The following is an 18151-nucleotide window of genomic DNA, read 5'->3' as shown; positions in this document are numbered from 1 at the left end:
TGAGCTCCGAGAGTGCCGCTAGACACGGCGGTTCGGCGGGTTAGCCGAGTTCTTGCAGCCATGAACGCGCCGATGTCTCCCACTTTGCGTACGCGTCGGGGTAGGCCGAGATCTGAACCGCCTGGGCAGCGCGGGTCAGGGTCATGTTTTTCCAGCCCGAGATGTCGAGGAGTCCCCGGGTAATGCCCTTGTTGGGGTTGCTCGATCCACCGTAGAAAAGCCGCGCTGCGTGTGACGGTGTCGTGAGCTGCGCGACCGTGCCCCAGCCAGAGCTGGGTCGTTGCTGGAAGAGTCCGACTGAGTCGCGGTCACCCCAGCTGAGGTTGCGCAGGCTAGATTCCTGCATGGCCGTCGCGAGTGCGATAGTGATTCCGTAGTCGGATACCCCGAGATCGCGGCCGACCTGGATGATGACCTGAGCGTTGGTGCGCATCTCAGCGGTCAAGTAGGTGACACTGCCACCACTGCTCGCCGGAGCTGAGGTTGACGACGGAATTGTCAGTTTGTCGCCGATGTAGATCACACTCGACTGGCTGAGGCCGTTGGCCTCGAGCAGGGCTTGAGTGGAGAGTCCAAATCTTTTTGCGATCGCAGAAATGGTGTCCCCAGAAACAACGAGGTAGCTACTGCCTGATATTGGGGCGGGTGCTGGAGCGGGGGTCGATACTTCTGGAGCTGGAGCTGGTGCAACTTCTTCAGGCTCGACTACTGCATCTGCAGATTCAGGCTCGACCTCTGTGCTGTCGGCTGACTCGGTAGTGCTCTCGTCGGCATTGTCTGTGGTGCCAGCGTCGGCATCCGCAGTATCTCCGTCGTTGTTGTCAGTCGTGAAGTCGTATTCCTGGGTATCTTCGGCGGGTGCACTGAGGTTGCCCGGAATCACGATCGTTTGGCCTGGGTAAATGATGCTTGACCAGCCGAGACCGTTCGCTGACATCACCGAGATCGTCGAAATGCCGAACTTGTTGGCGATTCCGCTAATGGTGTCGCCTGCGACGATCGTGTATTGGCCATTGGTGGTCTTGGTGTGGCTCACGCTCGGCAGAGGTTCTGTTGCGCCCTTGGTGAGGGTGAGCTTCTGGCCGGGAAAAATCATTGATGACCAGCTCAGGCCGTTGAGCGCAAGAACGGATGCCGTCGATAGCCCGTAGCGAGACGCAATGTCGCTGACAGTGTCGCCCTCTGCCACGGTGTAGCTTGCGGGCGCGGGGCTGATTACCGTGGCGGCTGCTTCGCTGACGGATGCTGTGGTTGCTGCCGTTGGCTTGTTTGCGCGTTCTGTCGAGAGGTGAGGGTCGTTTGGCGTCTTTGCGTTGACTGGCTCAACTGGCCCGGTGAGGTTGAAGGTTGCGGCTGCAAGGGATCCGACAAGAATCACGGGAACCGTATTCATGAGGTTGCGGCCGGCTCGCGCTCGCTGTTGAGCGAGGCGACGTGCGCGCTCTCCATTGTCAACTGCTGCGGGAACTAGCCCAGCGAAAACTGTGTGCGCGACGCTATCCGTGTCGTTCATAGTGAAATGTGTCATAGCTTTTCTTCCTGCTCCCGGCCCCGAGAAGGTGTGTGTGATCACCTAGATCACGGCTTCCAAGCTGTCACAGAAGCGATCTAGTGTCAACTACTGTGATAGGTGTGGCAAATGTGACTGGTGTTACTTGAGTTCACTCGTGAATATTCTGGGTATGCCGTGCGAACTGTCAGGTTTCCCGCATTGGTCATGGCACTCTTAAGGGGTGACTGAATCACCCACCACTAACTGGCTCACCGTTCCGGACCTCACCGAGCAGCTCGGGCTCAAGGTAAGCCAAGTCCGCCGTCTGATCGAAGAGGGCGCACTACTCGCGAGCAAAATCGACGGAGTGTGGCAAGTACCCGACGTCTTCATCGTCGACGGTGCACCGTTGCGAGAGCTCAAAGGAACTGTGAGTGTTCTCGGCGATGCTGGCTTCAGCTCAGAAGAGTCCATGGGCTGGCTCCTCAATATCGAACCAAGTTTGGGCGTATCGCCTGTCGAAGCATTACGGGCGGGAAGAAAAGCAGAAGTGCGCCGCGTCGCTCAGGCGCTCGGCTTCTAACTTTCGCCGCAGCGTTGCCCTATGACGTGCGAGTTGCCCTATGAGGTGCGGGTTGTCGCTGCTGTCGCTAGTTCGAGTAGTCGTGCTCTAGCCGTAGGCGCCAAATTAGCTGTTTCGATCGCTTCGCAGGCGCGCTCAAGGTTGCGAGCGATGACCTTTTCAATCTGATCCACCGCTCCCGAATCCTGCAGGGTTGAGCGGATTATGTTGACTTGCTCCGTCGTGAGATCAGGGTCGCCGAGAAGTTCATCCAAGATCGAATTTGCGCTAGCAGAGAGCTTTTGGCGGGCAATAGCAATGATCGCGGTTCGCTTGCCCTCGCGGAGGTCGTCGCCCGCAGGCTTACCCGTCAACTCTGGGTCACCAAATACCCCCAATATGTCGTCTCGGAGCTGGAACGCGACGCCAAGCGGAAGCCCGAAGGCGCGCAGCGCCGCGAGCTGTTCGTCGCTGCCTGCACCTAGGCTCGCGCCAACGGCTAGGGGCGCTTCGACGCTGTATTTCGCGGACTTGTAGATGAGCACACGCTGTGCGCGGTCTAGCGCTTCGGATTCGGGATAACTTGTCCAGGCGCTTTCGTCGTGGATGTCGAGAAACTGGCCGGCCATAACTTCAGTTCGCATGGTCATGAATTCCCGACGCGCAGTAAGCGCTGAAGGTCGGGGAAGTAACGCGAGCCCGCGGCCGAGTAGTTCGTCGCTCCAGCCGAGAAGAAGGTCACCGAGGAGTAGAGCAGAGGACTCACCGTAATTCTCTGCGTTGCCAGCCCACCCTCCGTCGATGTGCATTTGCTCGAAGCGGCGATGCGCAGCCGGAGCTCCCCGACGGGTGTCTGAGCGATCCATGATGTCGTCGTGCACGAGGGCTGCGGCGTGAAAGAGCTCGAGGGCAGATGCCGACATGAGTACTCCGGGCAGTTCTCGGGAGACTTCATCGTCGTTGAGCGGGTTCTCCGCTGAGGGAAGCCCAGCTACGGATTGCCATCCCCAGTAGCAGAACAGGGCGCGGAATCGTTTCCCCCCCGAGAGTAGGTCACCGCCGACGTCGACGAGCGCAGTTAGCTCGGGCGCGATGGTGTTCAACTCCGCGCGCTTTTCAGCGAGAAATTCGTCGATCTTCAGCTGGACTAGGTCAACTAACTGGTTACTCTCAGGCACTCGTCTACCCTAGCGACTGAATCGGGGCGTACTATAGAGACTTAGCCGTGGATCCCAAAGAGAGGGGAACGAAATGCCGCTTTCAGAGCAAGAGCAGCGGGCCCTCGATGAGATGGAGCGCAGCCTCTATCAAAACGACGCTGATTTCGTCACTACAGTCAGCCCCCGCCGTGGCAAGCCCAACTACCGAATGATGGTGATCGGCGTTCTCGTGGGAGTCGTCGGCATTGTTACGTTGCTTACGGGAGTCATCGTTCAGTTGCCGCTCGTGGGCGTACTCGGTTTTGTTGTGATGTTCGTTGGCGTGCTGTTGTTCGCGTCCCCGCAGCGCCTGTCCGCTTCTGATGCCGAGGACGCGGCGCCCTCAAGTTCGTCGCGTCGCTCGTCCAAGCGCGGGGCATCATTTATGGACACAATCAACGCTCGTTGGGATCGCCGCCAGGACGGCCGCGGATAACCCCAACTTCCTCCACTTTTAGGACCAGCCTTCGGGCTGGTCCTTTTTTGTGCCCTGAACGGGGTCAATTTCCGGTGATGCAGGGAAATCACTCCATTTTCCTCCACCTCGTTTCTCTATATGTTTACAGGCCTTTTCTGGCATTTTCGGATATTTATGTCCGAAAACCTTCGATTTGTGGTTGAAAGTGGAGTAAAGTGGAGAATACCTAAACCCGGGCCGGAGAATGAGGGGAGGCTGCCGTGTTTCTAGGCACCTATGCCCCCAAGCTCGACGACAAGGGCCGCATCATTTTGCCGGCAAAGTTTCGCGAAGAGCTCGCTTCTGGCGTGGTTGTTACTCGCGGGCAAGAGCGTTGCCTTTACGTCTTTAGCCAGCGCGAGTTCGAGGTCATGCACGAAGCGATCCGCAAGGCGCCAGTAACGAGCAAGCAGGGGCGCGACTTTCTGCGGCTGTTCCTCTCGGGGGCAAACCAAGAGACGCCAGACAAACAACACCGAGTCACTATTCCTGCAGGCCTTCGCGAGTACGCCGGTTTGGGTCGCGATCTCACCGTCATCGGCGCGGGCAATCGTGCGGAAATCTGGGACACCGAGGCCTGGAACAACTACTACGAGGCCAACGAGGCCGACTACGTCAACACCACCGAGGAGGTGATTCCGGGACTCTTCTAGCTCTTAGATGCTGACTCCCAGCCGAACGCCCTGATTTTCTTCCCCGATATCAGGTCGCATCGGATGGGGATCAGCATCCGAGAACTAGCCCTAATCACCATGGCTGACAACACAATCCACACCCCAGTGCTCCTCGAGCGTTCCATTGAACTGCTCGCGCCTGCGCTTGATGCTCCCGGAGCCGTACTTGTTGACGGCACGCTCGGTATGGCCGGTCACGCGGAGGCATTCCTCCAGCGGTTCCCCCACCTCACTCTCGTGGGGATTGATAGAGACGAGGACGCTCTTGCTATCGCTCGACGTCGGCTTGAGCCTTTCGCTAGCCGCACGCACTTTGTTCATGCTGTCTACGACGAGATTCCGAAGGCACTCGTTTCGTTGGGATTCTCGAACGCCCAGGGAATCTTCTTCGACCTCGGTGTCTCCTCGCTTCAACTCGACCGAGTTGAGCGCGGGTTCTCCTATTCACAAAATGCTCCGCTAGATATGCGGATGGATGCCTCGACTCCCGTTACTGCCGAGCACATCCTCGCTACCTATAGCGAACTAGAACTCCGCCGCATCTTCTATGCGTATGGCGATGAGAAGTTGGCACCGCGATTCGCCAGCCGCATCGTGCAATTCCGTGAGCAGCAGCCGCTGACCACATCCGCACAGTTGGTTGAACTGATCATTGCGGCGACACCTGCGGCCGCACAACGGGCAGGGCACCCGGCAAAACGGGTGTTCCAGGCCCTTCGCATCGAGGTGAACCAAGAGCTCTCAGTACTGGAGCGTGCGATCCCAGCCGCTATCAACTCTCTGGAAGTTGGCGGCCGAATGGTTGTGCTGGCGTACCAGTCGCTTGAGGACCGCATCGTCAAGCGCGAGCTGCAGCGACGCTCACGCTCAACAGCACCTGCGGGGCTCCCTGTGGAGCTTCCCGAGCACAAGCCCGAGCTGAAACTGCTTGTTCGCGGATCTGAGCAAGCAAGTGACGCAGAACAACAAACCAATCCCAGAGCCAAGCCCGTACGACTGCGAGCCATTGAACGAATGCGAGTCATCTCATGAGCACTAACCTCGCTTATGCGCAGCCCCAGCCGCTGCAGACCCCTGGGCAGCGACCATCTCACATCGAGATCGTCACGACTCGGGCACAGCGCAAGGCCCGTCCACGAGCCCTCTACGCCGTAGTCACGGTCGCGAGCATGTTTGTGATCCTCGCAGCGCAGCTTCTGCTGAGCATCGTGGTCACTCAGGGTGCATACCAAATCGATTCGCTTCAGGACCAGCAGAAGCTTCTCAATCGCACTGAGCAGAACTTGCTTGAGTCGCTTGCGCTGCAATCGTCGTCGCAAAACCTCGCCGCACAAGCAGCTGGTTTCGGAATGATCCCCAACGCCGCTCCGTACTCACTCAACGTTGCTAACGGATCCGTCTTCCGTCTTCCCGGTAGCGCAGATCCGACCGGCTGTGGCGGAAAGTGCGGCCTTGTCGGCAACACGCTCCTGACCGGGATGCCGCTTGTGAGCACCGAGGTCGCCGCCGCTGCGAAAGCCGCGAAAGCGACGGCAGCAGCAGCTGCAGCCACGACGGTAGCGTCCTCATCGACCTCGTCGGGTACCGCAGCATCCAGCGCCGCGCCAGAGGCGGCGAATAACGCGATTCCCGCACCAGTCACGCGATGATGGAACCGACCACACCGGGGGAGAACCGATGAAGCCGCGCTCGACTCGTGCCAGGATTACTTTTGTAGTTTTCACGATTGTGGCGTTGACCGCAGTATTCATGGTTCGGCTCATCGATCTCCAGGTTGTTCAAGCTGAAGCGCTATCCGCCGAAGCAGACACCAAGCGCACTCTGACTCGAGTGACCTATGGCACGCGCGGAGACATCGTTGACACGCGTGGTGCTGTTCTTGCCGATAGTGTCGAGCGGTTCGACATCGTGATCTCTCCCCGCGTGACCCTGTTGCGCGAGAATGCGTCTGTGGTGGTTTTGGAGGACCTTACAAAGATCACCAATGTCATTGGGGGAGACCCAACGGCTTTACTCACGACCATCCTTGAGAGCCCAGAGTCAGATTTCGAGTACTTGGCTAAGGGGATCACTCTCGAGCAGTACCAGACGGTCGTTGAACTCGACATCGCGTGGCTCTACTACGAGTTGCGGCCTGAACGCAGCTACCCGAACGGGGAAGTCGCCGGCAATCTGGTCGGATTCATCGGCACGGACGGCCCGCAAGCGGGTCTCGAGTTGACCAAGGACGAGTGCTTGGCGAGCCAAGACGGCGAAGCGAGCTATGCACGCGGGGAAGATGGTGTTGCGCTGCCTGGTAGCTCCGTTGACATTCTTGAGCAAAAAGACGGCGGAACTCTCAAGCTAACGATTGACCGCGACCTGCAGTTCTATGTGCAGCAGCGCATGGCACAAACCGCAGAAGCTCTGGGAGCGACCTGGGCGACCGGAGTCGTCATGCGCGTGAGCGACGGGCACCTGCTCGCTGTGAGCGACTGGCCGACGGTAGACCCCAACAATGTGAATCTCTCTGACGTTGGAGATCTTGGTTCGCGCGCGTTCAGTACCCCGTACGAGCCCGGATCGACCATAAAAGCGCTAACAGCCGCATCCCTCATTGATTCCGGAAGCGCAAACCAGCGGACTCAAGTCGTGTCTCCTTATGCCCTTGAGCTCGCCAATGGTGGCGGAGTGATCAGCGATTCCTTCTATCACGCGGATCAGCGACTGACACTCGCTGGTGCTCTCGTGGAGTCGTCGAACACCGCGATCGCGCAGTACACCGACCTGCTCAAGGCGTCTGCTCGTCATGATTACTTGCAGGCATTCGGGCTTGGTGAGAAGACCGGAGTCGGCTTCAATGGCGAGTCAAGCGGCACGCTGCACGACGCGAGCCAATGGGATGCGCGCACAAATTATGCAGTGCAGTTCGGTCAGGGCCTTAGCGCGACTTCGATCCAGATGGCCAGCGCCTATCAGACGCTCGGCAACGACGGCGTGCGGCTTCCGCCGACTCTTGTCGAAGGCTGCTACTGGCCCGACGGCAGCGTCACTGACACTCCGTCGACCGACGGCACTCGCGTCATCTCTAAAGAGGCATCTGAGCAGACCCTCCAGATGATGGAAATGGTGTACAGCTCCAGTGGATCGGCGCCGAACCTTCAGATTCCGGGATATCGAGTTGCAGTCAAGAGTGGAACCGCTCAGGTAGCCGAAAGTGGGGGCTACGGCGATAAGGTCGTAATTTCCTATGCAGGAATAGCCCCAGTTGATGATCCTGAGTATGTTGTGATCGCGACCGCAGGTATCCCCGATACCATCTATTCGGGCGTAATTGCCTCGACATTCCGCGACATAATGGCCCAGACGCTGACCACCTACCGAGTTACTCCGTCGGGATCGTCGGGACCGGATCTGCCGCTGCGCTGGTGAGTTATCGCTGCGTTTACCCAACCTGGAGCACACCACGTGATCGAACTGAGTATCGCCGAAATTGCCACCGCCGTCGGCGGGACGCTCGTTGATGAATCGACTGCCGATCGGCGTTTGCCTGCAGTCGCCGTGCAAACTGATTCTCGATTGAGCACGGCAGGGTCAATCTTTGTTGCGCTTCGGGGCGAATCGACCGACGGCCATCTCTTTGCTCACAGCGCTGTCGCGAATGGTGCTGCACTTGTGATTGCCGAACGCCCCCTTGACGTAGATGTCGCGCAGATCATTGTCGACGACGGAGTACACGCGCTTCACGCTCTTGCTCGCGCTGTCGTTGCGCACGTTCGCGCTCGTGGCGACCTTAAGGTTGTTGCGGTCACCGGGTCGAATGGCAAGACCACCACCAAGAATATGCTGCGGAGTATCCTCGAACGTGAGGGAGAGACTGTAGCCCCGCAGGGATCGTTCAACAACGACGTCGGTGCGCCCATCACAATGCTCGGCGTAACTGACCACAGCAAGTTCTTGGTTGTAGAAATGGGTGCCGACGGCATCGGAGATATCGCCCGACTGCAATCGATCGTGATGCCCGATGTCGGCATTGTGCTCATGGTTGGCCTTGCGCACGTCGGAAAATTTGGTGATGCTGCGACCATCGCCCGTGCGAAATCCGAAATGGTGACCGCGCTGCCTTCGCACGCAACCGCCGTTCTCAACTACGACGATGGCCGCGTCAAGGCGATGGGCCAGCAGACCGAAGCATCCGTCAGCTCCTTTGGCCTCGACTTCAGCGCAGATGTGTGGGCCGACGAGATCGAAGCGACGGCACGGGGAACCGCGTTCGACCTTCATATCGGTGACACCGTCATCCCCGTACAGTTGCGGATCTTGGGAGAGCATCACGTCACGAATGCGCTCGCCGCGATCACTGCCGCTCGTGCGTTGGGCATTGATCCTCAGCGCTCAGCTGCTGCTCTCGAATCGATCGAGCGCGCCGAGCGCTGGCGCATGGAACTGCTTAACGGTCCAGGCGGAGTGACAGTAATCAACGACGCCTACAACGCGAGCCCTGACTCGATGGCGGCTGCATTGAAGACCCTTGTGCAAATAGTTGGCCCCGAAAATCGTTCGGTTGCTGTGCTCGGCGAGATCGCTGAGTTGGGCGAGTACGCCAACGAAGAGCACGACCGTATCGGCCGACTTATTGTGCGTCTGAACGTGCAGAAGCTGATCGTCGTTGGTCACGCGGCCCGTCACATCCACAATGCAGCCGGTCTTGAAGGTTCGTGGGATGGAGAGTCGGTACTCGTAGATAGCATCGAAGAGGCATACGCTGTGCTGCGTGAGGAACTGCGGGAGGGCGATGTTGTGTTGGTGAAATCGTCGAACTCTGCTGGTCTGCGACACCTGGGTGACCGGATTGCGGGTGTCACCGCATGATCGCTCTACTTATTGCAGCGGGCTTCTCGCTCCTTTTCACCCTTCTGCTGACCCCAATGTTCATTCGCCTATTTGTGCGGCTGAAGTGGGGCCAGTTCATTCGTGACGACGGCCCCGAGAGCCACCACACGAAGCGCGGAACGCCCACGATGGGTGGAATCGTCTTCATCATCGGCTCGACTGCCGGATATTTTGTAGGGCACTGGGTCGCTCGCGAAACCGTCACGCTGTCGGGGCTTCTCGTGATTTACCTGATGGTCGGCCTAGGCCTAATCGGATTCCTCGACGACTTCTTGAAGACCCGCAAACAGCGCAGTCTTGGGCTCGGTGGTTGGTCCAAGATCGCCGGCCAAGTCATAGTGGCCGCCGGGTTCGCTGCCCTTGCCCTCAATTTCCCCGACCCCGGTGGGCTTACGCCTGCGTCATCCATGATCTCGGCCGTTCGCGACATCAGTTGGCTCGATCTGGCAACCTTCGGCGTCGTCATTGGCGCGATCCTGTTCGCCATCTGGGTGACTCTCATCATTGTGAGCACATCGAATGGTGTGAACGTTGCTGACGGTCTCGACGGTCTCGCCACCGGCTCCGCAATCTTCGCGATCTCGTCGTACATCTTCATTGGCTTCTGGCAGAACAATCAGTCGTGCAGCAACTCTGGTATCGACCGTGAAGTGCTGTACAAGTGCTACGAAGTGCGCGACCCGCTAGATCTCGCGATCATCGCCGCGGCTATCGCGGGAGCGCTCATCGGCTTCCTCTGGTGGAACACCTCGCCGGCTCAGGTCTTCATGGGAGATACGGGTTCGCTCGGCCTCGGTGGAGCACTCGCAGCTCTTGCCATCATGAGCCGCACCGAACTTCTTCTCGTACTCATCGGTGGCCTCTTCCTCATCGTCACCGGTTCGGTGATCCTGCAACGCGCGTACTTCAAGATCAGCGGCGGTAAGCGCATCTTCCTAATGAGTCCGCTGCACCATCATTTCGAACTCAAAGGATGGGCAGAAGTCACGGTAGTGGTGCGCTTCTGGCTGATCGCAGCAATGTTCGTTGCCGCGGGCGTTGGACTCTTCTACCTCGAATGGATCAACCAGTAGCTGTGCGCGATCTCGACACCCTCACCAGTTGGAACTCCGAATGGAGCGACCTCAAAGTCGCTGTACTCGGGCTTGGCGCTACCGGATTTTCTGCGGCTGACACTCTCACGGAGCTGAAGGCTGACGTTCTTGTGGTCGCGGATTCGGCATCCGAGAACCGCGTCGAAATGGCGCAGGTCATTGGCGCGACCCTAGCGCTTGGCGGCACCGCCGAAGAGCAGATTTCAGCTCTTAGCGCGCATATGCCAGAGGTCGTTATTGTCTCGCCCGGGTATCCGGTCGATTACATACTCCTTGAGTGGTGTCGCAGCGCTGGCGTGCCGATGTGGACCGAGATTGAACTTGCTTGGCGATTGCGCGACAAGACCGGTACCCCTGCTGAGTGGATCGCGATCACGGGTACCAACGGTAAGACAACGACCACGCAATTGACCGCGCACATTCTCACGACCGCAGGCTTGAGGGCCGGCGCTGTCGGCAATATCGGCATTCCAGTGCTTGATGCAATTCGGTACCCTGATGGCTTCGACTTTCTCGTCGTTGAACTCTCAAGTTTTCAACTTCACGGGATGCCGCGTCACGGTGCGGGGGCGATCTCCCCACTGGCAAGCGTGTGCCTCAATCTCGCCGACGACCACCTCGACTGGCACGGTTCTCGCGACGCCTACGCGCAGGCCAAAGCCACTGTGTACGCCAACACGAAAGTTGCCGCCGTCTACAACCGAGCGGTTCAAGCAACGCAGTCGATGGTCGAAGAAGCAGACGTAGTTGAGGGGTGCCGCGCCATCGGCTTCGGTCTCGACACTCCTGGCCCCAGCGACTTTGGCATTGTCAGCGACCTGCTTGCTGAACGTGCATTTCACGACGACCGCCATAATGCGGCAGTGGAGCTGTTTACTCTTGATGAGCTTCGGCAGCGTAATCTGGCAGCTCCGCACATGCTCGCCAATATTCTCGCGGCGAGTGCGCTCACGAGAGCAGCCGGAATCAGTGTTGAGGCGCTTCGTGCCGGCGTCGCCAGCTTCGAAGTGGATGCACACCGAAACCAGCTCGTGCTTGAGAGCGGGGGAGTGACGTGGGTGAACGACTCCAAGGCCACAAACATTCACGCTGCCAGCGCATCGCTCTCCGCGGTCGACCCCGTTGTGTGGATTGTCGGGGGGCTCCTGAAGGGTGTGGATGTCGCGCCACTCATCCAGCAGCACGCTAAACGCCTTAAGGCTGCCATCGTTATCGGCACCGACAGGCTGGCAATCCTTGCGGCATTCGAGCGACACGCGCCGCAGATTCCGGTCTTCGAGGTGGACCCGACTGACACTGAACACGTGATGCCGCGCGTCGTGGAGATCGCGCACGGAATCGCTATCGAAGGTGACACAGTCTTATTGGCGCCGGCAGCGGCATCCATGGATCAATTCACCAGTTATTCCGATCGCGGAGAGCAATTTGCGGCTGCCGTGCGTGAGCGAGTAGGAGGGAGCGACGATGACACCACCGACGCCCCCACAGCGACCCCAACGGCCGAATAGCTCTGCGTCGGTCCCGCCACAGCCACAGCCGAAGCCCAAGCCGCGTCAAACGCCAGCAGCGTCTCGCAAACAGCGTCCGACAGTTTCGTCTGAGCGTGCGCCTTCATCCACATCCTCGTCGCCCGCCGCGCCTTCTTCTTCGTCTGCACCGACGGCGCCATTGCGCGTCCCCGTAAAACGGATCTTCTCGACACAGTCGAGCAATTTTTTCCTACTGCTGGGCACCACGCTGTTTCTCGTTATTTTCGGGCTTGTCATGGTGCTCTCGTCGTCGTCGGTGGAGTCGTTCACCGCTGACGAAGGTTTCTTCGGGCGGTTCCTTCGGCAAGGCATGTTCGCCGTGATCGGGGTGCCGCTCATGCTCATCGCGTCGCGCGCGCCGGTCGGTTTCTGGAAGCGGTGGGCGTGGCCCGGACTCGTCTTTGGCGGCGTGCTTCAGCTGCTCGTCTTCATTCCCGGCATCGGCTACGGTTACGGCGGAAACCAAAACTGGATTCGCTTCGGGTCGTTCACTGCGCAACCTTCAGAGTTTGTCAAAGTCGCCGTGATCGTCTGGGTTGCATGGGTGCTGTCTACTAAGCAGGATCTACTCTCGGACTGGCGCCATGTGCTTCTGCCGGTCGCCCCGGTTGCCGGCGCTGCTATCGGGTTCGTGCTCATCGGAAACGACTTGGGAACAGCATCCATCATGCTGCTCATCGTGTTTGGGTGCCTCTTCTTCGCCGGTGTGCGGATGCGTTTTCTCGCCGTTGGCGTGCTGGGCGTAGCGGTCGGTGCGTTGCTGTTTGCAGGAACGAGCAGTTCCCGAAGTTCGCGTATCGGTGTGTGGATAAATGGATGCACCGATCTCGATTATCAGGATGCGTGCTGGCAAATCGATCACGCCTACTGGGCTTTGGCGGGCGGCGGCATTTTTGGCACCGGTCTCGGTAATTCGGTCGCCAAGCGCGGCTGGCTTCCTCACGCCGACAACGACTACATCTTTGCCATTATTGGCGAAGAGCTTGGACTCATCGGCGCGACCGTAGTGCTGTTGCTCTTCGTTGTTCTGGCTATTGCGTTCATCCGCATCATCCGTTCAACCAACGACAGCTTTGTGCGGATCGCCACTGCCGGTGTCATGGTGTGGACTGTTGGACAGGCGTTCGTAAACTTTGCGGTGGTGCTGGGAGTTCTTCCTGTACTTGGAGTACCGTTGCCCCTGATTTCAACCGGCGGCTCTGCACTGATCGCGACACTTCTCGCGATCGGAATAGTGCTGTCGTTTGCGCGAGCGGGCAACAAGCCTGAACCGCGCGCAGCCACGGCCGCAGCCACGGCAGCAATACCGCCAACCCAGTCTGCTGCGGATCGCTCACGCATGCTCGCAGCTGATCGAGCACGAGGACGTCGATGACCACCTATTTACTCGCCGGCGGCGGAACAGCCGGTCATGTGAATCCACTTCTTGCCGTCGCTGAGCGAATTCGTGTGCGCGAGCCGGAGGCTGAAGTTCTGGTGCTTGGCACTGAGGAGGGCCTTGAGGCTCGACTGGTTCCTGAGCGTGGTTTCGAGTTGCTCACGATCGATAAACTTCCGTTCCCGCGCCGACCCAATCGCGCGGCGCTAAAGTTTCCGCGTCGCTTGCGCGAAACGATCGACCATGTGGCTGAGCTCATCACCGAGCGCGATGTTGATGTCGTCGTCGGTTTTGGTGGCTATGTCGCGGCTCCGGGGTATTTGGGTGCGCGCAAAGCTGGCGTGCCTCTCGTGATCCATGAGGCCAATAGCAAACCGGGAATCGCTAATCGCCTCGGCTCGTTCTTCACATCATTTGTGGGGACCGCCTTTGACCGCACGCCGATTCGTGGTGGCGTAGTCGTCGGGATGCCTCTCCGCGCTGAGATTGAATCGCTCGACCGTTTTGCTGCTCGTGCCGAAGCAGACGATTTTTTCGGGCTCGATCCCAAGAAGCCAACCCTCCTCGTCACCGGCGGATCGTCGGGGGCCAAGCGCATCAACGACACAGTCGCGGGATCAATTACACGAATCTTAGGTGCCGGTTGGCAGGTTCTGCACATCACCGGCGAGTATCGCGATGTTGTTGAAGATCCACACCTGCCCGGTTATGTCGTCGTGAAGTATTGCAACCGCATGGAGCTTGCGTTGGCTTCGGCTGACTTGGCAATCGCCCGCGCAGGAACGTCGACCGTCGCCGAATTGACCGGCCTTGGGATCCCCGCCATTTATGTTCCTTATCCGGTGGGCAATGGCGAACAGAAGTACAACGCGCGCACCGCCGTTGACGCGGGCGCCGCTGTATTGGTTGCGGATGCCCAGTTCAGCGGTCAGTGGGTGAGCGGCGAACTTGTTCCGATGCTGCGCAAACGTGCGGTAATTGCCGATATGGCAGCACGCGCATCGACCATTGGTTCACTTGATGGAACCGACCGGATGCTCGAGCTCGTCGATCGGGCACTCGGGCGCGATCTACCATTGACATCATGATCTTTCCTGACCTGACTATGCCGTTGCCTGGTCCGTTGACCTCGGCCCATTTCGTCGGTGTCGGTGGCGCGGGTATGAGCGGTATCGCTCAGTTGTTTCTGGATGCCGGAATCACCGTCACAGGATCTGACCGTGCAGCAAACGCCAACATCGACGCGCTGCGCACGGCTGGTGCCACGATCAACATTGGGCATGACGCCGCACATCTCGGCGCTGCCGACGCGCTGGTATACACAGGTGCACTGTGGCCAGATAACCCCGAGTACTTGGCGGCTATTGAGCGGGGCATCCCGGTACTTCATCGTTCTCAGGCGTTGGCCTGGCTTGTTGGCGACACGCGCCTAGTCGCAGTTGCCGGGGCGCACGGTAAGACAACCTCGACCGGCATGATTATTACTGCTCTTCGCGAGCTGGGCGCCTCGCCAAGCTTCGTCAATGGTGGTGTCATCCAGGGCCTCGGAACAAGTTCCGGGTCAGGAACGGACGATCTCTTTGTCGTCGAGGCCGATGAATCAGACGGCTCATTCTTGCTGTACTCAACTGCGATTGCCCTGGTTACAAACGTTGACGCCGATCACTTGGATCACTATGGCTCGCACGAGGCGTTTGACGACGCTTTCGTAGAGTTTGCGTCTCGAGCCTCTGAAGCGGTTGTGGTGTCTAGCGATGATGCCGGCGCGATTCGGGTCACGAAACGATTGACCCACAAGAACATCGTCACGTTCGGCGAAGCCCCGGATGCGACGGTGCGGATGCATTCGCTGACCTCTGAAGGTCCTATTGCTTTCTTGATCGTCGTTGATGGCTGCGAAGAGCGCGTGCAGTTGTCTGTTCCTGGGCGCCACAATGCTGTAAACGCCACGGGAGCAATCGCAGTGCTCGTGGGTCTCGGTTTCGAACTTGGCCCCGCAATCGATGCTGTGTCGACCTTTGCCGGCACTCAACGTCGCTTCGAACTTCACGCGGTGGTTGACGGTGTGAGCGTCTATGACGACTATGCCCATCACCCCACGGAGGTTGAGGCGGCACTGAGCGGTGCGCGAAGCGTACTCGGAGCGGGCAAGCTGATTGCCGTGCATCAACCACATCTATTCAGTCGCACGCGCGACATGGCCACCGAGTTCGCCGAAGTCTATGAGCGACTCGCAGATCACACGGTGGTGCTCGACGTCTTCGGTGCTCGTGAAGATCCAATTCCGGGTGTCACTGGCGAGCTTGTGTCATCACAGTTCGCGGATGCCACCCGCGTCGACTTTGTTCCGGATTGGCAGCTGGCGGCAGAGCGTGTGGCCGAGCTCGCAAATGAGGGCGACATTGTTATGACGCTGAGCTGTGGCGATGTCTACCGCATCATCCCGCAACTGGTTGCGGCAATGGAAAGTCGCGGCTCGTCTCGTGCTGTCGAACCGAGTGTTGCAGATCAGGTGCCGAGTGAAGAGGCCTGAGGGTTTCGATAAGCCTGTCGCCGAGTCGGCCGCTCCGAGCGCCAAGCCGCGACGCAAGCCTTCCACTTCTGTTGCTGGCGCACTCAAGTCAGACAACTCAGGCGCTCCCAAGCCGACGCGCAAGCCGACGCCCAAGCAAACGCCCAAGAAGCCTCGGCCCGAACGCGCGCCTCGTCCGAAAGTGCGCGGACGTGAACCGAGTCCGGATGCGCTGGCAAGGAAGCAGCTTCGTCAGGCAGCGCGAGCCAGAAAGCGGGCAGAGCGAGCAGAGTTGCGTCGCTTTACTCGGCGAGCACGCACGCGCAAGTTTGTTCTTCTCTCAGTGGCAGGTCTAGTTGCCTTGCTTCTTGCTCTCATCGCCGTTGCCGTGTTCTCGCCGATTTTGGCGCTCCGCACTGTGGTTATTGATGGCACAGACCGCATCGACCCCGCGGAGATTCAAGCTGCCGTAGAGACGCAGAGGGGCACTCCGCTTGCCCTGCTCAACTTCGACGCCATCACTGAAGAGCTTTCGGTGTTCCCGCTTATTCGCAGCTACGTCACGGAGATCGTTCCTCCAGACACGCTCCTCGTACATATTGTTGAGCGCGAACCGATCGGCTCAGTCAAGATTGACGGAGTGTTCCGCTTGGTCGATCCGGCTGGCATCACGATTCAGGAGTCTGCGGAGCGTATCGATGGGGTGCCGTTGATCAGTGTCGGGGGAGCGGATACGGCGAGTCCGGCATTTGTTGCCGTTACCGGCGTCCTCCTCTCGCTCCCGTCTGATCTGAGGGCGCAAGTGACGAGTGCTTCGGCGACGACGAAAGACGATGTGTCATTCGTGCTTGCGGGCGTCGGCCAACGTGTCGTCTGGGGTAGCGCGAGTGACTCTGCCAAGAAGGCTGCGCTCTTGGCGTCGCTGATTTCCATAACGGATGCCGGCAGGGCAGGCGAGTTTGATGTGTCGGCTCCGAGCAACGGGATTTTCCGACCGAGCTAACCCGAATTGCCCCGGGCTCGACTGGCGTGCTGCGTTGGTCGTGCTGGCCGATCTTGGCGAACTTGAGGGGTGATTTCCGCGAATTGCCCGAACACTTTCCGACACGCGGTGAGCGGTGCATCTGTGTTGCCCAGTGTCCGCATATTCTCAACAAAAGAAATACATACTGAGCATAACTTTAAACCTCAAGTCGAGGTTGATAGTTTCCAGTGGAGGCCGAACGTGACATCAAACCAGAACTACCTCGCAGTCATCAAGGTAGTCGGCATCGGTGGTGGCGGAGTTAACGCCGTCAACCGAATGATCGAGCTCGGCCTGCGAGGCGTCGAGTTCATTGCGATCAATACCGACGCCCAAGCACTGCTTATGAGCGACGCAGACGTCAAGCTCGACGTCGGTCGCGAACTGACCCGTGGACTCGGCGCAGGCGCTGACCCCGAGGTCGGTCGCCGTGCTGCAGAGGATCATGCAGAAGAAATTGAAGAAGCACTTGCCGGCGCCGACATGGTGTTCGTTACTGCAGGCGAGGGCGGCGGAACCGGTACCGGTGGCGCCCCGGTAGTTGCCCGCATTGCGAAGTCGATCGGTGCTCTCACGATCGGTGTTGTCACGAAGCCATTCGGCTTCGAAGGCAAGCGTCGGTCATCACAGGCAGAGATCGGTGTCGAAACCCTCAAGAATGAGGTCGACACTCTCATCGTTGTGCCCAACGATCGCCTCCTTGAGATCAGCGACCGCGGCATCAGCATGCTCGAAGCCTTCACCACCGCCGACCAGGTTCTCCTCGCCGGTGTGCAGGGCATCACAGACCTCATCACGACTCCGGGCCTCATCAACCTCGACTTCGCCGACGTCAAGTCAGTGATGCAGGGCGCAGGCTCTGCGCTGATGGGAATTGGTTCTTCACGCGGGGCCGACCGGGCCATAAAAGCGGCTGAACTAGCTGTGGCGTCCCCATTGCTTGAAGCCAGCATCGACGGTGCACATGGTGTGTTGCTGTCGATTCAGGGCGGATCGAATCTCGGAATCTTCGAGATCAACGATGCGGCACGCCTCGTGCAAGAGGCCGTGCATCCAGAAGCCAACATCATCTTCGGTGCGGTTATTGATGACACTCTCGGCGACGAAGTGCGCGTGACCGTCATTGCTGCGGGATTCGACGGGGGAGAGCCGTCGTCGAAGCCTGTTGAAGGTCGCCGCACCAACTACGTCGTACCTGAGGCACCAGCCGAGCACATCGCTGCCGCTGAGAAGTCGGCGGAGAAAGACACCGACTGGAAGTCGCAGCCGAGTGTTGTGCCAGCGGCAACTATCGATCGCAGTTTTGATGATGATGCCGAGAACGATCTCGACGTTCCTGACTTCTTGAAGTAGCAGCT

Annotated in this window: 16 protein-coding genes; 14 read left to right on the top strand and 2 right to left on the bottom strand. The window is 59.1% G+C overall.

The annotated features are described in order from the left end of the window. Positions 1-40: 40 nt before the first annotated feature. The gene (locus ABD112_RS03290) at positions 41-1528 is read right to left on the bottom strand and encodes a muramidase family protein (RefSeq protein WP_343923137.1); all 1488 of its coding nucleotides are present in this window, start codon (positions 1526-1528) and stop codon (positions 41-43) included. A 205-nt stretch (positions 1529-1733) separates the two neighbouring features. Between ABD112_RS03290 and ABD112_RS03285 the strand changes: the two genes are divergently transcribed. Beyond that, positions 1734-2075 carry an Rv2175c family DNA-binding protein gene (locus ABD112_RS03285; protein ID WP_343923136.1) on the top strand — a complete coding sequence of 114 codons (342 nt, stop codon included), beginning with the start codon at positions 1734-1736 and terminating at the stop codon, positions 2073-2075. A 38-nt stretch (positions 2076-2113) separates the two neighbouring features. Here the strand turns inward: ABD112_RS03285 and ABD112_RS03280 are convergent, their stop codons facing one another. After that, positions 2114-3232 carry a polyprenyl synthetase family protein gene (locus ABD112_RS03280; protein ID WP_343923135.1) on the bottom strand — a complete coding sequence of 373 codons (1119 nt, stop codon included), beginning with the start codon at positions 3230-3232 and terminating at the stop codon, positions 2114-2116. A 73-nt stretch (positions 3233-3305) separates the two neighbouring features. On the opposite strand from ABD112_RS03280, the gene ABD112_RS03275 reads away from it, so the two are divergent. The 13 genes from ABD112_RS03275 (at position 3306) to ftsZ (ending at position 18146) form a co-directional block, all read left to right on the top strand. Beyond that, positions 3306-3689: a DUF3040 domain-containing protein gene (locus tag ABD112_RS03275; RefSeq protein ID WP_343923134.1), complete on the top strand. Its 384-nt coding sequence runs from the start codon at positions 3306-3308 to the stop codon at positions 3687-3689. A gap of 242 nt (positions 3690-3931) precedes the next feature. Continuing rightward, entirely contained in the window at positions 3932-4363 is a 432-nt protein-coding gene (gene mraZ / locus ABD112_RS03270) for a division/cell wall cluster transcriptional repressor MraZ (protein WP_343923133.1), read from the top strand. Between the two features lie 99 nt (positions 4364-4462). Beyond that, positions 4463-5416, top strand: coding sequence for a 16S rRNA (cytosine(1402)-N(4))-methyltransferase RsmH (gene rsmH / locus ABD112_RS03265; RefSeq protein ID WP_343923131.1), 954 nt, complete (start codon positions 4463-4465; stop codon positions 5414-5416). Further along, on the top strand, positions 5413-6033 hold the full coding sequence (gene ftsL, locus ABD112_RS03260; RefSeq protein WP_343923129.1) for a cell division protein FtsL: 621 nt from the start codon (positions 5413-5415) through the stop codon (positions 6031-6033). Before rsmH ends, ftsL begins: the two co-directional genes overlap by 4 nt. A gap of 28 nt (positions 6034-6061) precedes the next feature. Then, positions 6062-7795 (top strand): peptidoglycan D,D-transpeptidase FtsI family protein, encoded by a 1734-nt coding sequence (locus tag ABD112_RS03255; RefSeq protein ID WP_343923128.1) that lies wholly within the window; start codon positions 6062-6064, stop codon positions 7793-7795. A 36-nt stretch (positions 7796-7831) separates the two neighbouring features. Continuing rightward, positions 7832-9235, top strand: a complete 1404-nt coding sequence (locus ABD112_RS03250) for a UDP-N-acetylmuramoyl-tripeptide--D-alanyl-D-alanine ligase (protein WP_343923127.1) — start codon at positions 7832-7834, stop codon at positions 9233-9235. Then, the gene (gene mraY / locus ABD112_RS03245; RefSeq protein ID WP_343923125.1) at positions 9232-10329 is read left to right on the top strand and encodes a phospho-N-acetylmuramoyl-pentapeptide-transferase; all 1098 of its coding nucleotides are present in this window, start codon (positions 9232-9234) and stop codon (positions 10327-10329) included. The genes ABD112_RS03250 and mraY overlap by 4 nt, the downstream gene beginning before the upstream one ends. Further along, a complete protein-coding gene (gene murD / locus ABD112_RS03240; protein ID WP_343923123.1) occupies positions 10314-11858 on the top strand; it encodes a UDP-N-acetylmuramoyl-L-alanine--D-glutamate ligase in 1545 nt (514 codons plus the stop codon). The genes mraY and murD overlap by 16 nt, the downstream gene beginning before the upstream one ends. Before the next feature lie 160 nt (positions 11859-12018). Continuing rightward, positions 12019-13254, top strand: a complete 1236-nt coding sequence (gene ftsW, locus ABD112_RS03235) for a putative lipid II flippase FtsW (RefSeq protein ID WP_343923121.1) — start codon at positions 12019-12021, stop codon at positions 13252-13254. Next, a complete protein-coding gene (locus ABD112_RS03230; RefSeq protein WP_343923119.1) occupies positions 13251-14345 on the top strand; it encodes a UDP-N-acetylglucosamine--N-acetylmuramyl-(pentapeptide) pyrophosphoryl-undecaprenol N-acetylglucosamine transferase in 1095 nt (364 codons plus the stop codon). Before ftsW ends, ABD112_RS03230 begins: the two co-directional genes overlap by 4 nt. After that, positions 14342-15790: a UDP-N-acetylmuramate--L-alanine ligase gene (murC, locus tag ABD112_RS03225; protein WP_343923118.1), complete on the top strand. Its 1449-nt coding sequence runs from the start codon at positions 14342-14344 to the stop codon at positions 15788-15790. The genes ABD112_RS03230 and murC overlap by 4 nt, the downstream gene beginning before the upstream one ends. Beyond that, a complete protein-coding gene (locus ABD112_RS03220; RefSeq protein WP_343923116.1) occupies positions 15777-16772 on the top strand; it encodes an FtsQ-type POTRA domain-containing protein in 996 nt (331 codons plus the stop codon). The genes murC and ABD112_RS03220 overlap by 14 nt, the downstream gene beginning before the upstream one ends. 222 nt (positions 16773-16994) lie before the next feature. Further along, on the top strand, positions 16995-18146 hold the full coding sequence (gene ftsZ, locus ABD112_RS03215; protein WP_343923115.1) for a cell division protein FtsZ: 1152 nt from the start codon (positions 16995-16997) through the stop codon (positions 18144-18146). Positions 18147-18151: the final 5 nt, after the last annotated feature.

The organism is Rhodoglobus aureus, from assembly GCF_039527955.1.
GTDB classification, from domain to species: domain Bacteria; phylum Actinomycetota; class Actinomycetes; order Actinomycetales; family Microbacteriaceae; genus Rhodoglobus; species Rhodoglobus aureus.
The sequence above is the reverse complement of the archived record's forward strand: the minus strand, read 5'-3'. Positions and strand labels throughout refer to the sequence as shown.

Coding starts and splice junctions, on each gene's coding strand:
- mraY (WP_343923125.1), top strand. CDS start 9,232: ATGATCGCTCTACTTATTGCAGCGGGCTTCTCGCTCCTTTTCACCCTT.
- ABD112_RS03275 (WP_343923134.1), top strand. CDS start 3,306: ATGCCGCTTTCAGAGCAAGAGCAGCGGGCCCTCGATGAGATGGAGCGC.
- murC (WP_343923118.1), top strand. CDS start 14,342: ATGATCTTTCCTGACCTGACTATGCCGTTGCCTGGTCCGTTGACCTCG.
- murD (WP_343923123.1), top strand. CDS start 10,314: ATGGATCAACCAGTAGCTGTGCGCGATCTCGACACCCTCACCAGTTGG.
- ABD112_RS03255 (WP_343923128.1), top strand. CDS start 6,062: ATGAAGCCGCGCTCGACTCGTGCCAGGATTACTTTTGTAGTTTTCACG.
- ABD112_RS03230 (WP_343923119.1), top strand. CDS start 13,251: ATGACCACCTATTTACTCGCCGGCGGCGGAACAGCCGGTCATGTGAAT.
- ftsL (WP_343923129.1), top strand. CDS start 5,413: ATGAGCACTAACCTCGCTTATGCGCAGCCCCAGCCGCTGCAGACCCCT.
- rsmH (WP_343923131.1), top strand. CDS start 4,463: ATGGCTGACAACACAATCCACACCCCAGTGCTCCTCGAGCGTTCCATT.
- ABD112_RS03290 (WP_343923137.1), bottom strand. CDS start 1,528: ATGACACATTTCACTATGAACGACACGGATAGCGTCGCGCACACAGTT.